The sequence below is a fragment of the Actinoallomurus bryophytorum genome (genome assembly GCF_006716425.1).
GTDB classification, from domain to species: Bacteria; Actinomycetota; Actinomycetes; order Streptosporangiales; family Streptosporangiaceae; genus Actinoallomurus; species Actinoallomurus bryophytorum.
On sequence record NZ_VFOZ01000001.1, the window covers coordinates 3,426,407 to 3,440,427 of the forward strand.

General features: G+C 71.6%; 13 protein-coding genes. 8 read left to right on the top strand and 5 right to left on the bottom strand.

The window, feature by feature from the left end:
• Position 1: 1 nt before the first annotated feature.
• Positions 2 to 496 carry a GNAT family N-acetyltransferase gene (locus FB559_RS15990; RefSeq protein WP_141956361.1) on the bottom strand — a complete coding sequence of 165 codons (495 nt, stop codon included), beginning with the start codon at positions 494 to 496 and terminating at the stop codon, positions 2 to 4.
• Positions 497 to 523: 27 nt separating this feature from the next.
• On the opposite strand from FB559_RS15990, the gene FB559_RS15995 reads away from it, so the two are divergent.
• Positions 524 to 955: a YunG family protein gene (locus FB559_RS15995; protein WP_221640041.1), complete on the top strand. Its 432-nt coding sequence runs from the start codon at positions 524 to 526 to the stop codon at positions 953 to 955.
• A gap of 2 nt (positions 956 to 957) precedes the next feature.
• Here FB559_RS15995 and FB559_RS16000 read toward each other — a convergent pair whose 3' ends face one another.
• Together FB559_RS16000 and FB559_RS16005 are read right to left on the bottom strand one after the other, a co-directional pair.
• The gene (locus FB559_RS16000; RefSeq protein WP_141956362.1) at positions 958 to 2,085 is read right to left on the bottom strand and encodes an epoxide hydrolase family protein; all 1,128 of its coding nucleotides are present in this window, start codon (positions 2,083 to 2,085) and stop codon (positions 958 to 960) included.
• A gap of 25 nt (positions 2,086 to 2,110) precedes the next feature.
• The gene (locus FB559_RS16005; protein WP_141956363.1) at positions 2,111 to 3,109 is read right to left on the bottom strand and encodes an NAD-dependent epimerase/dehydratase family protein; all 999 of its coding nucleotides are present in this window, start codon (positions 3,107 to 3,109) and stop codon (positions 2,111 to 2,113) included.
• Between the two features lie 146 nt (positions 3,110 to 3,255).
• Here FB559_RS16005 and FB559_RS16010 point away from each other — a divergent pair, with 146 nt between their 5' ends.
• The gene (locus tag FB559_RS16010; RefSeq protein WP_141956364.1) at positions 3,256 to 4,788 is read left to right on the top strand and encodes an FG-GAP-like repeat-containing protein; all 1,533 of its coding nucleotides are present in this window, start codon (positions 3,256 to 3,258) and stop codon (positions 4,786 to 4,788) included.
• Between the two features lie 60 nt (positions 4,789 to 4,848).
• Here FB559_RS16010 and FB559_RS16015 read toward each other — a convergent pair whose 3' ends face one another.
• Complete coding sequence (locus FB559_RS16015; RefSeq protein ID WP_141956365.1) at positions 4,849 to 5,226, bottom strand: hypothetical protein; 378 nt, start codon at positions 5,224 to 5,226, stop codon at positions 4,849 to 4,851.
• Between the two features lie 305 nt (positions 5,227 to 5,531).
• On the opposite strand from FB559_RS16015, the gene FB559_RS16020 reads away from it, so the two are divergent.
• From FB559_RS16020 to mptB, 3 genes are all read left to right on the top strand, one after another.
• Positions 5,532 to 5,867: an STAS domain-containing protein gene (locus FB559_RS16020; RefSeq protein ID WP_246121642.1), complete on the top strand. Its 336-nt coding sequence runs from the start codon at positions 5,532 to 5,534 to the stop codon at positions 5,865 to 5,867.
• Positions 5,868 to 5,886: 19 nt separating this feature from the next.
• The gene (locus tag FB559_RS16025; protein ID WP_141956367.1) at positions 5,887 to 6,615 is read left to right on the top strand and encodes a glycosyltransferase family 2 protein; all 729 of its coding nucleotides are present in this window, start codon (positions 5,887 to 5,889) and stop codon (positions 6,613 to 6,615) included.
• 677 nt (positions 6,616 to 7,292) lie between these two features.
• Positions 7,293 to 9,131: a polyprenol phosphomannose-dependent alpha 1,6 mannosyltransferase MptB gene (mptB, locus tag FB559_RS16035; RefSeq protein ID WP_483902901.1), complete on the top strand. Its 1,839-nt coding sequence runs from the start codon at positions 7,293 to 7,295 to the stop codon at positions 9,129 to 9,131.
• Here mptB and FB559_RS16040 read toward each other — a convergent pair.
• Positions 9,013 to 11,112, bottom strand: a complete 2,100-nt coding sequence (locus tag FB559_RS16040; protein ID WP_141956369.1) for an alkaline phosphatase family protein — start codon at positions 11,110 to 11,112, stop codon at positions 9,013 to 9,015. The genes mptB and FB559_RS16040 overlap by 119 nt on opposite strands.
• A 126-nt stretch (positions 11,113 to 11,238) precedes the next feature.
• Here FB559_RS16040 and FB559_RS16045 point away from each other — a divergent pair, with 126 nt between their 5' ends.
• The 3 genes from FB559_RS16045 to pheA all read left to right on the top strand — a co-directional run bounded on the left by FB559_RS16045 (position 11,239) and on the right by pheA (position 13,996).
• A complete protein-coding gene (locus tag FB559_RS16045; RefSeq protein ID WP_141956370.1) occupies positions 11,239 to 12,474 on the top strand; it encodes a glycosyltransferase 87 family protein in 1,236 nt (411 codons plus the stop codon).
• Positions 12,475 to 12,485: 11 nt separating this feature from the next.
• Positions 12,486 to 12,926 carry a DUF4446 family protein gene (locus tag FB559_RS16050; RefSeq protein ID WP_246121644.1) on the top strand — a complete coding sequence of 147 codons (441 nt, stop codon included), beginning with the start codon at positions 12,486 to 12,488 and terminating at the stop codon, positions 12,924 to 12,926.
• 89 nt (positions 12,927 to 13,015) lie between these two features.
• Positions 13,016 to 13,996 carry a prephenate dehydratase gene (gene pheA / locus FB559_RS16055; protein ID WP_141956371.1) on the top strand — a complete coding sequence of 327 codons (981 nt, stop codon included), beginning with the start codon at positions 13,016 to 13,018 and terminating at the stop codon, positions 13,994 to 13,996.
• Positions 13,997 to 14,021: the final 25 nt, after the last annotated feature.

Below are 14,021 nucleotides of genomic sequence, written 5' to 3' on the forward strand. Positions count from 1 at the left end.
GTCAACCGGCCCCGGGGCGCGGCGCCCAGACCAGGTGCTCGATGAGCCGGCCGGCGCCGAGAGAGGCGACCCGGCCGGTCGGCACGAATCCGGCACGCCGGTAGAGCCGCCGCGCCCGATCGTTGTCCACACCGGTCCAGACCTGCAGGCGCGAGCAGCCCAGGCCGTCCGCGTGCGTACGTAGCCGGTCCAGCAGGAGCCGGCCCAGGCCGCCGCCCTGCAGCGGCGGATCGACGAAGAGCATGGAGAGGTGACACAGCCCGGGGATCGGCGAACCGCCCGGCGAAAGGCCGGGCTCGGCCAGCAGCATTCCCCGTACGCGCCCCTCCACGACCGCGACGATCACGAGAGCGCCGGGTTCGGCGAGCTTGACGCGTACCCGGTCGACGCGCTCGGGGCCGGGCGGGCGGCCACGGGCGATGTTGGCCGCCCGCCACACCGAGACGGCCGCGTCATGATCCTCGGCACCCGCGACACGGGTCGACGCCGGACTCATGGGGCAACACTCCCGAGGAGAACGTCGGTGCCCACCGGCATGATGGCCGCCGTGACCCCCTGGACACTCGATCGTATCGACAAGGCGCTGCGCGCCTCCTGGGCCGCCGACACGTGCTCCCCCGACGACGTGGCCAGAGCCCCCTGGCATCCGGACAACCCCGCCTGGGGGCACTGCGACGTCACCGCTCTCGTCGTGAACGACCTCTTCGGCGGCGACCTCATGCTCGGCGAGGTGCACGCCGCCGATGGAGTCCGGCACGGATTCCACTACTGGAACCTCCTGCCCAGCGGCGCCGAGATCGACCTGACGTTCGAGCAGTTCCGGGAGGGACAGCGGGTCACCGGCGCGCGCGTCGTCAAGCGCCCGCCTGGGCCGCTGCCGCGGCGCCGGGAGGAGTACGAGCTCCTCCACGAACGCGTCGCGGCACACCTCGGAGGCCCGCTACCGGCTCACTGACATCAGCGAAGCCCACGGAAGAAGGCACGGATGTCGGAGGTGAGCAGATCCGGCGCCTGGAGGGCGGCGAAATGGCCGCCGCGGTCGAACTCCGACCAGTGCACGACGTCGTGGTCGCGTTCGACGAAACGGCGGATCGTGGAGTCGCCGGGGAACACCGCCACGCCGAGCGGCACCTTCAACGGCTCTGCCGGACCCCAGGACGCCGCGCTTTCCCGGTACAACCGTGCCGCCGAGCCGGCCGTCCCGGTGAGCCAGTACACGGTCACGTTGGTCAGGATGGCGTCCCGGTCGATGGTGCCGGCGTTGTCCCCGTAGTCGTCGAACCACTCGGTGTACCAGGCGAGCTGCCCCATCGGCGAGTCCGCGAGGGCGTACGCGAGCGTCTGCGGGCGGGTGGCCTGGATCTGCGCGTAGCCCGAACGCTCCTCCCGCCAGCGGGCCAGTCCTCCGAGGCTTTTCCGCTCGTCCGGGGTGAGGCCCTCCAGCTCGCGAGGGTCGCCGGAGGGCAACGCGACGAACGCGTTGGTGTGCACGCCGGCCACGTGCGAGGGGTCGACCCTGGCCAGCTCGGGGGAGATCCTGGCACCCCAGTCACCGCCCTGCGCGCCGTAGCGCGAGTACCCCAGGCGGCCCATCAGCCCGGCCCACGCTTGCGCGACGCGCGACACGTCCCACCCCGGCGAGGCGGTCGGGCCCGAGAAGCCGTACCCCGGCAGCGACGGCACCACGAGGTGGAACGCGTCGGCCGGGTCGCCGCCGTGGGCGCGCGGGTCGGACAGCGGGCCGATGAGCCCGGTGAAGTCCGCGATGGTGCTCGGCCAGCCGTGGCTGAGGATCAGCGGCAGCGCGCCCGGCTCCGGTGAGCGGACATGCTGGAAGTGGATGTTCTGCCCGAACACCGTGGTCGTGAACTGCGGCGCGGCGTTCAACCTCGCCTCCTGCTCCCGCCAGGAGTAGCCCGTGGCCCAGTACTCGGCCAGCTCCTTCACCCGGGCGAGCGGCACGCCGTACGACCAGCCCACACCGGGCAGCTCGTCGGGCCAGCGTGTACGGGCCAGGCGCCCACGCAGGTCCTCCAGGTCGGCCTGGGGAATGTCGATGCGGTACGGGCGAATCTCTGTGTCCATGCGCCGAGTCGACCAGCCATTACGGTCAGTTCCTGACCGCGAACTCGGCCATCCCCTCTTCGAACGAGACCGAGGCGCGAAAGTCCAGCCCGGAGCGTGCGCGCTCCGGCGACGCGACGATGTGCCGCACGTCGCCCAGGCGGTATTCGCCGGTCACGACCGGTTCCGGACCGCCGTACGCCTTGGCCAGCGCGATCGCCATCTCCCCGATCGTGTGCGGCTCCCCGCTCGCCACGTTGTACGGCGTCAGCTCACCGGTCGGCGCGTCACCGCCAGAGGAGACCGACTCGACCGCGAGGACATTCGCCCCCGCGACGTCGCGTACGTGCACGAAGTCGCGCCGCTGATCCCCGTCCTCGAACACCCGCGGCGCCTCACCGCGTTCGAGGGACGACCGGAAGATCGCGGCGACGCCCGCGTACGGGGTGTCCCGTGGCATCCGCGGCCCGTACACGTTGTGGTAGCGCAGCGCGATCACCGAGCCTCCCGTCGACCGCGCCCAGGACGCCGACAGATGCTCCTGGCCGACCTTGGTGTCGGCATAGGCGTTGCGCGGGTCCATCGGCGCGTCCTCCGCGACGGTCCCCGGAGTCACTGCGGCTCCGCAGATCGGGCATCGCGGCTCGAACCGCCCGGCCCGTAGGTCGGCCTCGGCCCGCGGACCTGGCCGTACGCGTCCGTGCTCCTCGCAGTCGTAGGCGCCCTCCCCGTACACCACCATCGACGAGGCCAGCACGAGCCGGTCGCAGCCCACGCGAGCCATCGCGGCGAGGAGTACGGCCGTGCCGAGCACGTTGACGGACGCATAGTCGGGAAGGTCGGAGACGTCCAGGCCGAGCCCGACCTTGGCCGCCTGGTGGCAGACCACGTCCACACCGTCCAGGCATCGGATGACCGTGGCCTCGTCGCGTACGTCCTCACCCGACCGGAGGTCGATCGTACGGACGCCGTGTCCGCGATCGCGCAGCGCTTCGCCGATGTGAGAGCCAATAAATCCGGACGATCCAGTCACCAGTACGCGCATGATCCCCACGGTAACCGTCCGTGATGCCAAGTGGCCGTCATCGGCCGTTAGCCGTATGAGATTCGTAAGAGGTAAACCTGGACCAAACCTCCGACGTCCACTGATCGTTACTCGCCATCGCGAGTGGCAGTGTCTTAGGAGGATTGGTGAAAGTACGCGTTTTCTCGCGCGCGCTGGCCGTGACCGCGGTCACCGCACTGGGGGCTGCGGGGCTTGCCGGAGCGGCACACGCATCCGCCGTTCCGAGCACGGCAAGGGCGGCGGTGAAGGCCGCGGGGGCCGTGCCGTATGACTTCAACGGCGACGGCTACCCTGACCTGGCCCTCGGCGACCCGTACGGCACGGTCGGCAGCGTCACCACCGCCGGCTTCGTGACCATCGTGTACGGCTCGTCGAACGGCCTCAACACGGCCGATCACACGGTCATCAGCCAGAGCACGGCGGGAGTTCCGGGCACGCCGGAGGCGGCCGACCACTTCGGCTACTCGCTCACGTCCCTCGACTACGACGAGGACGGTTTCGCGGACCTCCTCGTCGGCGCCCCGGACGAGGACACCACCGATGGTGCGAACGCGGGTTCGGAGACGATCCTGTGGGGCTCGGCGTCCGGGCTGAACGGCACGGGCTCGGATGCCATCTCCGAGCCGGGGAGCCCCGGCGCGCAGCATCACTTCGGCTACTCACTGACCGCGGCCGACTTCGACGGTGACGGACATACCGACTGGGTGGACACCGCGCCCGGTGACGCGTTGTTCTACCCGTTCCACAACCCCGGCCCGGCCCTGACGGCACGCAAGGCCGGCCAGTCCGGTCGCGTGTTCGCGCCGAAGGCCCAGCCGGAACACGCACGAGGGGGCAAGGCGAACAAGGCGGCCGCGGCGGACGACGACGCGGTGACGTCGTTCATCACGGCCGCCGGCGACATCGACGGCGACGGCAAGCCGGACCTGGTCCTCGGCTGGCAGGACGCCGAGGCCCCGACGTCCGGATTCGACGTGTGGCGTAACTTCACTCCCGATGACGACCCGTCGTTCGCCGGCGAGGCGCTCACCCGGGTCGACAGTCTCGCCGTGGGTGACTTCGACGGTGACGGCATCGGAGACATCGCGGCGGGCGGCGCCGACGAGAGCGACGGCGTCGGCGGCCACGTGACCGTCTACAAGGGCGACGCGGACGTCACCCTGGGCACGACGAGCACGATCACTCAGAACAGCACCGGCCTGCCGGGATCGGCCGTCGCCGGTGACCGGTTCGGCTACTCGGTGGCCGCCGGTGACGTCAACAAGGACGGCAAGTCCGACCTGGCGATCGGCGTGCCGCTCCGCACGGTCAGCAACCTGGCCCACGCCGGTGAGGCGATCGTCCTGTACGGCGCCGACGCGGGGCTCAGCGGGACGGGCTCGCAGGTCGTGTCGCAGGACACGGCCGGTGTGCCCGGAGCCGCCGAGGCCGAGGACGAGGCGGGCTGGACGGTGAACCTGTTCAACCCCAACGCCGACGGCTACTTCGACCTGATCGCCGGCGCGCCGAAGGAGAACGGGACCGACGGCGCCGTGAGCGTGCTGCCGGGCACCGCTGCGGGCCTCACCGCGACGGGCTCGGCGACGTGGGGAGCGGGAACCCTCGGTACGAGCGGTAAGGACGCGCAGGTCGGCGTCCGCCAGGGTCGCATCGGCTGATCCTGAATCCGTGTGAGTGGACCGGCCGTCCTCGTGGCGGCCGGTCCGCTTTTTTTGGGCTCAGGAGGACCCGGGCGGCCGTTCGACGGCCTCCTCGACGGCGCGGATCGTCGGGCAGGGCCAGCGCCACATGCACGCGCGGCAGCGGCGGATGGGGCTGGCGGGGTCGCTGGAGATGCCGCCGTCGCGCGGCTGGTGCAGGTCGAGCAGGCGCAGGCCCAGCTCGCAGAAGGCGATCACCTCGTCGCGGGCGGAGGCCAGGAACCTGAGGTCCTCGCGCGACAGCCGGGCCTTCACCGGCACGACGCCCTCGCGGTTGACCAGCCCCGAGAAGTAGTGCGTCACAGACCGCCATGAACTGGACTTCTGCGACCGAGTCCGGATGATCTCGAGGCGCTCGCGGAGCCGGCTGCGCCGCGGATCGTCGAGTCTGGTCATCGCGCCCGCTCCGGCCGGTGTGCGGCGCGGAGGCAGGCTCCCCCGGAATTCCCGGACCTGTGTCCCACGTGCCTAGTTTCTCGTAAGCGCGACGCGCCGGTGGGGGAATTCCCACACATCAGGTCGGCAGAACCGAGATGATCTCTGTGTACTCTGACCTGCGCCGACCTGATGAACAAATGTCCTAAGAAATGCTGAAAACTGCGCACCGTTCAGGCAAAGGACATCCCACTACCGGGCAACGGACAGGCCCTAATCCTGTTCGCCTCTGGTTCCCCCGCTCGGGGGGCGCTAGTGTGCGGCTCGTGGAGCTAAAGATCTCGACTGCATCTCAGGGAGGTCACGCCGTCGTCTCTGTATACGGCGAGGTCGATCTCTATACGGCACCCAGACTGCAAACGGAGCTCGCCGCGCTGGTGCGCGACGGAGTGACCCGGCTTGTAGTGGACCTCAGCGGGGTCGAGTTCTGTGACTCGACCGGGATGAACGTCCTGCTCTCGGCCATGAAACGGCTGCGGGAGCAAGGCGGCTCGCTGGAGCTCGCGGCGCCCCGTTCGGCGGTACGCCGGATCCTTCAGGTGACCGGCCTCGACACGGTGTTCTCCGTGCACGATGCCGTACCTGCCGTCGGACGGACGTAGTCGCACTACCATCGCCTTCATGCAGGCGGACACGGCCGTCATTATCGCGGCCAAAGACGAGCAGGACCGGATCGCCGCGACCGTGGAGGCCGCCGCGTCACTACCCGGCGTCGACCTGGTGGTCGTCGTCGACGACGGATCCACGGACGCGACCGGACGGCTGGCCGCCGGCTGCGGCGCGAGGGTCATCCGGCACTCGCGCAACCGCGGCAAGGGCGCCGCCATGGAGACCGGCGCGGCAGCCGTGCGTCTTCTCGACGAGGATGTGCCGCATCACCTGCTGTTCCTCGACGCCGACCTTGGTGAGACGGCCAAGCAGGCCGGCCCGCTCATCGAGCCCGTACGCGACGGCTCGGCCGGCATGACGATCGCTGTCTTCAGTGAGTTGATCAAGCTCGGCGGGCACGGCTTCGTCGTACGCCTGGCGCGCGACGGCATCAAGCGGCTCACCGGCTGGTCCGCGACTCAGCCGCTCAACGGCCAGCGCTGCCTGACCCGTGCCGCCTTCGACGCCGCCCAGCCACTCGCGCCGGGCTTCGGCGTCGAGACCGGCCTGACCATCGACCTCCTGCGCAAGGGCTTCAAGATCGCCGAGGTCGAGGTGCCGCTCTCGCACCGCGCCACCGGCACCGACTGGCGGGCCCAGCTGCACCGCGCCCGCCAGTTCCGCGACGTCGGGCGCGCCCTGGCGGCCCGCGAGCCCGCCGTGACCAGGCAACTGGACCGACTGCGCCGTGGCGCCCGCTGAACCGTACGGCTCCCGCCCCCCGGGCGCCCATCCGGGACGCGTCGCCCAGGCGCCCGCCACAGGCGCCGACCCAGAGCCGGCTGGAGAAGCGTGCTCACCGGCGCCTGCCGTCCCTCACGCCCCGACCTCACGCGGCCCCGAGCGCCCCGGGGGGCCGGTCTCGCGCCGGGAAGGCGAGCGGCCGGCCGAAAGCACCCGTGGGGACTCCAGGGCGTATGAGCTGCCGGGCGACTCCGACGCGCCCGACCTAGGCCCCACGGCCCGTCCCGAAGTCCTCGGTCAGGCGCCCGCCGTGCTGGGGCCCGCCGTGCTGGGGCCCGCCGGCCTGGGGCCCACCCGCCTGGGGCCCACCCGCCTGGGGCCCACCCGCCTGGGGCCCACCCGCCTGGGGCCCACCCGCCTGGGGCCCACCCGCCTGGAGCCCACCCGCCTGGAGCCCACCCGCCTGGGGCCCACCCGCCTGGGGCCCACCCGCCTGGGGCCCACCCGCCTGGGGCCCACCCGCCTGGGGCCCACCCGCCTGGGGCCCACCCGCCTGGGGCCCACCCGCCTGGGGCCCACCCGCCTGGAGCCCACCCGCCTGGAGCCCACCCGCCTGGAGCCCACCCGCCCGGGGGTGCCATCCCACTCTCATTGTCCAACGGGAACAGCGGCGGGCGGAAGTAGAGCGGGGTTCTGTGGATAACGTCGGGCCAGGGCGGACCGCCGGCGGCTCCGCCTCGTCCGGCCCGGGGTCTGGGGGTGTCGGCGGCTCCGCCTCGTCCGGCCCGGGGTCTGGGGGTGTCGGCGGCTCCGCCTCGTCCGGCCCGGGGTCTGGGGGTGTCGGCGGCTCCGCCTCGTCCGGCCCGGGGTCTGGGGGTGTCGGCGGCTCCGCCTCGTCCGGCCCGGGGTCTGGGGGTGTCGGCGATTCCGCCTCGTCCGGCCCTGCGCCTGGGACCGTCGGCGACTCCGCCAGGCCGGGCCGGTCCGGCGGACCGGGGCCGCCTTCCGGCTCCGCGTCCGGGCGTGGAACCTGGGGTGCCCCGGGCCTGTTCCTCGGCGGCGCCGGCCTCGCCTGTCTCCTGCTGACCGCTCTGCTCGGGCCGTCCGTGATGGAGCCCGCGCTCCCCGGCAGAGCCGGGCAGCCTCCCTACTCCCTCGTCGCCCATCCCTCCCCGTACCTCGTCATCTGCCTCACCGCCGCCGGCGTCGTACTCAGCGCGGCCGGTCTGGGTCTCTGTCTTTTCGCGGCGCGAAGGGGCTGGTCGTTCCGGCCGCGGGTGCTCCTGCTCGCCGGTGTGATCGCCACGGCGGCGTTCGCGCTGATGCCGCCGGTCGGATCGGCCGACCACCTCAACTACGCGGCGTACGGCCGCATGGTCGCCACCGGCCACGACCCGTACGCCACGACCGCGCGGGACCTGCCCGGCGACCCGGTGGCCCGTGCCGTACAGGACTGGGCCGCCACCCCGACCGTCTACGGGCCGATCGCCACCGCGCAGCAGGCGTTCGCCAGCAAGATCGGGGGCACCTCGGCGCGTCTCACGGTCTTCGTCATGTCGCTCACGAACGCCCTCGCGTTCCTCGCGACCGGGCTGCTGCTCTACCGGTCCGCACGTGGGGACGCCGGCCGTGAGCTGCGTGCCGTACTCCTGTGGACGGCCAACCCGCTCCTGCTGTTCGAGCTCGTCGGCGGGGCGCACAACGACGTGCTGGCGATCGTCTTCGCGGTGGCCGGACTGGCGGTGTTCGCGCGCCGGCCGCGGCCTGGCCTCGGCCGCTGTCTGCTGGTGGGCGCGCTCATCGGCGCGGGCGCCGCGGTCAAGGTCAATGTCGCGATCGCCGGCGGCGGCCCGCTCCTTGTACTCCTGGGTGCGTGGTGGCGGGCGCCCGGCGAGCGCCGGAGCATCGCGGCACGCGTCGTGGCGCTGTGCGTCCCGGCCGCCGCCGTCGCCGGCCTGGCCTATCTGCTCGCCGGGCCGCACTCCCTCGACCAGCTGAATCGCGCCTCGAAGTCGGTGTCGCTGGCCACGCCCTGGCACCTGCTGGCGGGGTCGACCGGCGGGCTGCTCGTAACGGTGTCGCGCGGGACCGTGCAGACCGGCTCGGTCCTGCTGACCCTCCTGCTGGTCGTACTCCTGCTCCGCGCCCTGCCAAGGCCCTACGCGGACGGGAACGAGACGTTTCGCATCACCGCCGCGCTCGCGCTCGCCTGGCTGTTCGCCGCGCCATACGCCCTGCCCTGGTACGACGGGCTCGGCTGGGCGATGGTCGCGCTGCTGGCATGGTCGGCGTTCGACTGGCTGCTGCTGGCCCGTACGTCGGTGCTCGCCCTCGCCTACCTGCCCGCCAGGGATCCCCGGCTGGCGGGCCTGCCGCACCGGCTGGACTGGCTGATCACCGTCGTACGCGCGCAGATCACGCCTTGGGCGCTGACGCTGACTCTGGTCGCTCTGATGGTGATGGCGGCTCGCTGGTCTCCTCGGGCCCAAGCGCCTGGATGCTCGCCGCGAGCGCCAGCGGGATCGCCAAGGTGAACGCCAGCGCCGGGATCGCCACGCCGGAGTCGTTGACCAGCATGCCCACCCCGCCCGTGACGAGCACGGCGATGAGCGTCGGACGCAGCGCGGGAGCCCGCTCGTAGGCCGTGTGGAGTACGGCGGCGCGCCAGGTGAGCGGCCGCAGCAGCGCGAAGATCAGGAAGACCACGGCGGCGATCGCGATGAGCGAGAGTTCCCAATTGTGGAAGGTGCCGATCATCCCGCGGAACTTGCGGAAGATGATCGTCCCCCCGTCGCCGTTCGTCAGGCTCTTCCAGAACTCCCCGATGTGCGTCGGGTCGGCGCGCAGCGAGTCCAGGAACGACATTCCCAGGACGACGACCACCCCGGCGGCCAGGACGAGGAGGAGCCGCGAGAGGCGGACCCGCCGACCGGCGATCATCAAAGCGAAGACCGCGAAGCCGGGGAAGATGGCGATGATGCCGCCGAAGTCCGCGCCCGCGAAGGGCGCGCCGTCGATCACGAGCGCGAGGATCCCGGCGCCGATCACGGTCGCGGTCGCGAGGCGGCCGCGCCCGGAGCTCTGGAACCACCCGGCCACGGCCCCGGTCGTGATGATCAGGCCGGTCACCCACACCGCCCACGGGATGTTGCCGAAGCCGTAGAAGCGTCCCGCCACGAGCGGCGTGTACCCGAGCATGCTGCACGTCTGCAGGTGACTTCCGGTAAGGGCGTCGAGCGTGAGCACGAGTGCCGTCAGGCCGCCGACGATGGCCCCCGGAACGATGATCGACCGGCGCCACGGACCGGCCAGGGCCGCGGCCGTGATCACACCGACCAGCACCACGATGGCGGCGACCAGGATGACGGCCGGGTGGTCGGCCGACCACCACGGCACCAGGTTGGCGAGGAAGGAGGCCACGGGCAGCGCGGCCCCGGCCACCGCGGCGACTCTGGTCACCGTGAGGATCCGGCCCCGCTTGCGGCTGAGCGCGAACGTGCCAAAGGCGTACAGCGCCACCTGGACGATGACCAGGACCAGGTAGAAGGGCACATTGAGGCGGCTGTAGGACTGCGCGGCCACGTCATGGTCGTTCAGCCGCTTGGCGAGCGTGGTGACGGAGGCCGGCTGTGCGCCGTCGGCGCGCCACCGGGAGCCCACCGCGTCGCTCGGCTGCTTGAGCCCGAGGGTGTGCAGGATCGTCGCGGTGGCGTCGGTCAGCGTGACGAGCCCGCCGGTACGCGTGGAGTCCGCGGTCAGGTAATGAGCGGAGTAGCCAGGGCCGCTCGCGATGGCGACGCGCAGGTGCGCCGAGACGTTCGCGTCCGACAGCCCGGCGATCAGCACGGTGGTGTTCGGGGGCAGGCCGGTGAGGGCCTGGCCGATCTGGGTGTCGGCGCTCTTCACGGCCGCCGCGCGCTTCTTGACGGTGACCGGGACCTGGTGGCCGTTCACGTCCACGCCCGCGTCGATGAAGGCGTGGAACACGTCGTCGATGTCGATCATCGTCAGCGGGCACCGGGAGAGCCCGTCGGCCGGGATCTGCTCGGTGGACGGAACGTACCCGTCCACCCGCCCGGCACTGTCGGCCGCGCCGAGGGCGGCGCCGGGCCCGATCGCCATCGTGCAGCCGCCGGCGTGGTGGACCGCGTCACCGAGCAGGCCGACGTCGGACTTGTACTTGTTGTGCGCGTTGTCGTCGCGCATCGCGGCGAAGCCGGGGACGGCATTGCCGTCCGGCGCGGGTGCCAGGCCGCAGCTGCCGTTCCGAAGCTGTGATCTCTGCCCCGCGGAGATGGTCAGCCAGCCGTCGATCGGGCACGTGTGCGGACCGACGGTCTTGATCGACAGCGCCGCGGAGGAACCCTGCGCGGCCAGCCGGGCGAGGTTCGGCGTGGCGGTATCGTGAATGTCGCTCCACAGCAGGCCGGGCACGCCGATCACCACGACATGGCCGCTGACCGGGGCGCTCGCCGGCGCCGCCGAGGCCATGGCGGGCAGGAGAACCAGCGCCACGGCCGCAAAAAGCGCGGCTATGACGCCCTTTGTGTGGCTACGTCCCGCATTGCGCGGCTGTGCCACGATCACCTCCATGTCTGGGACGTCCCCAGGCTAGCCGCGGACGTGGGACAGGATGGACACATGGGTGGTCGAAGGACGATACGCCAGACCATGATCGTCGTCGCGGCAATCGTCATCGCCGCCGTCGCGGTCGGGCCTCTCGTCCTGCACTGGCTGACCAACCAGCCCGACCAACGCCTCGTCGACCTCGACGTCTACCGTTCGGGCGGCCAGGCGGTGCTGCACGGGGCGCCGGTCTATGACTTCATGACTCAGCCGCCGCAACTGCTGCCCTTCACCTATCCGACCTTCGCGGTGCTGCTGGCAGTGCCGCTCGCCCTGGTCCCCTGGACCGCCGCCCAGTGGCTCTGGACGGCGCTGATCTTCGTGGCCATGACCCTAGTGGTGCGTTACTCCTTCGCCGCGCTGCTCGGCCGAATCCGGTCGTGGGCGCCGATCATGATCGGCGCGCTCGTCGCGCTGTGCGCGTACGCCATGCCGCTGCAGGACCAGATCCGCTTCGGGCAGGTCGACATCCTCCTCGTGGCCATGTGCGTCGCGGACATCGCCCCGGGCCGTACGCGCTGGCCCCGCGGCGTCCTGGTCGGGCTGGCCACCGCGATCAAGCTGGTGCCCGGGGTCTTCGTGATCTATTTCTGGATCACCGGACGCCGGCGTGAGGCGGTCACCGCCGCCGTCGCCTCGGTGGCGGCCACGCTCCTGACCTTCCTGATCCTGCCCGCGGACTCGGCCGACTACTGGTTCCGTGCGCTGTTCGACAGCGACCGGCTGGGCTCCAACACCTCCACCACGAACCAGTCGATACGCGGGATGCTGCTGCGGCTCTACTGGCCGGACGCCGTCACCTCGCTGCTGTGGCTCGTGTGCGTCGCGATCGTCGCCTACTTCGGCTTCCGTGCCGCACGCCACGCCTGGAGGAACGGGGACGAGATCCGCGGTGTCGCCATCACCGGGCTGCTCGCGGTGCTGGTCTCACCGGTCGCCTGGATCCACCACCTCGCCTGGCTGGTCGTGGTCCTAGGCGCCATCGTCGGAGACGGCCGCGACCGGCGCCGTATCGCCCTCGCCGCCGGCGTCTGGCTCTTCTACGTCCTGCACGTGCCCTGGTGGGGGATCACCATGCTGGCGGACCACATCGGCCCGAGGTTCCTGGGGCGCATCGTCCAGGACGCGTACGGCCTGGGCGCGATCGGGCTCCTGTTCGCGCTCCGGCCGCGCCGCCGTGCACCGAATCCGGAAAGTGACGGCGCGGATACCTCGCGTAACGAAGCCCGGGTGGGTACGCTCGGTTCGTGATCCTTATCACGTTGGCTTTGATCGGAATCATCCTCGGGGGACTCGGCCTCTACGCGGGTCTCACCGCGCGCAAGCGCGCGGTGCTGGCCTTCGAGGAGTGTGCCGAGATGATGCGCCGTCAGCTCCAGGTCACCTCCGGCGCCGGTGACAACCGCGCCGTCCGTGATGTCGCGATCGTCCACTATGACGCGCTCAAGGAGGTTTCGGGCGGCCTGTCGTTCTCGCTGGCGATGCTCAACGCCCTTGGGGACGGCGTCGTCCTCACCTCCATCAACGGCCGCACCGAGACCCGCACCTACGCACGCGTGATCCAGAGCGGACGCAGCCAGCAGGTGCTGTCGCCGGAAGAGGACCACGTCGTACGGGCCGCCCGGCTCGGCCGTGGCCCGTCGATCAGGCTCGACGACCGGCTCGACGTCCGCGTCAACGGCCAGCCGTCCTCACCTGCCTGAGGCCCCGATCGCCACGAACCCCCCATAGGGGTCCGTGGAAGCCCGTAACCTGGAATGACAGCGGACCGGATCGGGTTTGAGGGGACTTCGTGACCGAGCACGACCAGCGTCAAGGCGGCAGTACGGGCGGCGAAGGTCGCTCTGACCGTTTTGCCTACTTCGGTCCGGAGGGCACCTTCACCGAGGCCGCGCTGCTCACCCTGCCCGAGGCGGCGTCCGCCCCGCGCGAGCCGTACGCGACGGTGCCCGCGGCCCTGGACGCGGTACGCCGCGGCGACGCGGACGCCGCGATGGTCCCGCTGGAAAACTCGGTCGAGGGCCCGGTGACCACCACCGTCGACGACCTTGCCGACGGGGACGCCCTGATCATCGCGGGCGAGGTGCTGCTGCCCGTGGAGTTCTCCCTGCTCGTACGCTCCGGCACACGCCTCGGCGACATCAAGCGCGTCTGCACCCACCCGCACGCGTACGCGCAGTGCCGCCGGTGGCTCGCCGAGACCCTGCCGGACGCGGAGGTCTCGACCGGCACGTCCACCGCGGGTGCCGCGATGGCGGTCTCCGACCCGACCTCGGAGTTCGACGCGGCGATCGCCGCGCCCATCGCGGGCGAGCGCTACGGCCTGGTCCCGGCGGCCGAGGGCATCGCCGACCGCGCCGGCGCCGTCACGAGGTTCGTCCTCGTACGCCGCCCGGAGCCGCCGGACGCGGTGACCGGCATGGACCGCACGTCCTTGATGGCCTACCTGACCGACGACCATCCCGGCGCGCTGCTGGAGTTCCTGACCGAGTTCGCGGTGCGCGGCGTCAACCTGACCCTGATCCAGTCCCGGCCGACCGGCGACGGCTTCGGCCGCTACCGCTTCTGGATCGACTGCGAGGGCCACGTCGAGGACGCCAGGGTCGGCGAGGCGCTCATGGGCCTGCGCCGCGTCTGCTCCGACATCCGGTTCCTCGGCAGCTACCCGCGCGCCGACGAGGGGCGCCCGGAGATCCGCCGCGGCACCCACGACGCCGACTTCGCCGAGGCGTCCGCCTGGCTGTCGGCCATCCGCTCCGGCCATGATCTTTAAGTGATCAAATCGTGTCATAGGGGCT

Coding starts and splice junctions, on each gene's coding strand:
- FB559_RS15990 (WP_141956361.1), bottom strand. CDS start 496: ATGAGTCCGGCGTCGACCCGTGTCGCGGGTGCCGAGGATCATGACGCG.
- FB559_RS16000 (WP_141956362.1), bottom strand. CDS start 2,085: ATGGACACAGAGATTCGCCCGTACCGCATCGACATTCCCCAGGCCGAC.
- FB559_RS16005 (WP_141956363.1), bottom strand. CDS start 3,109: ATGCGCGTACTGGTGACTGGATCGTCCGGATTTATTGGCTCTCACATC.
- FB559_RS16015 (WP_141956365.1), bottom strand. CDS start 5,226: ATGACCAGACTCGACGATCCGCGGCGCAGCCGGCTCCGCGAGCGCCTC.
- FB559_RS16025 (WP_141956367.1), top strand. CDS start 5,887: ATGCAGGCGGACACGGCCGTCATTATCGCGGCCAAAGACGAGCAGGAC.
- FB559_RS16045 (WP_141956370.1), top strand. CDS start 11,239: ATGGGTGGTCGAAGGACGATACGCCAGACCATGATCGTCGTCGCGGCA.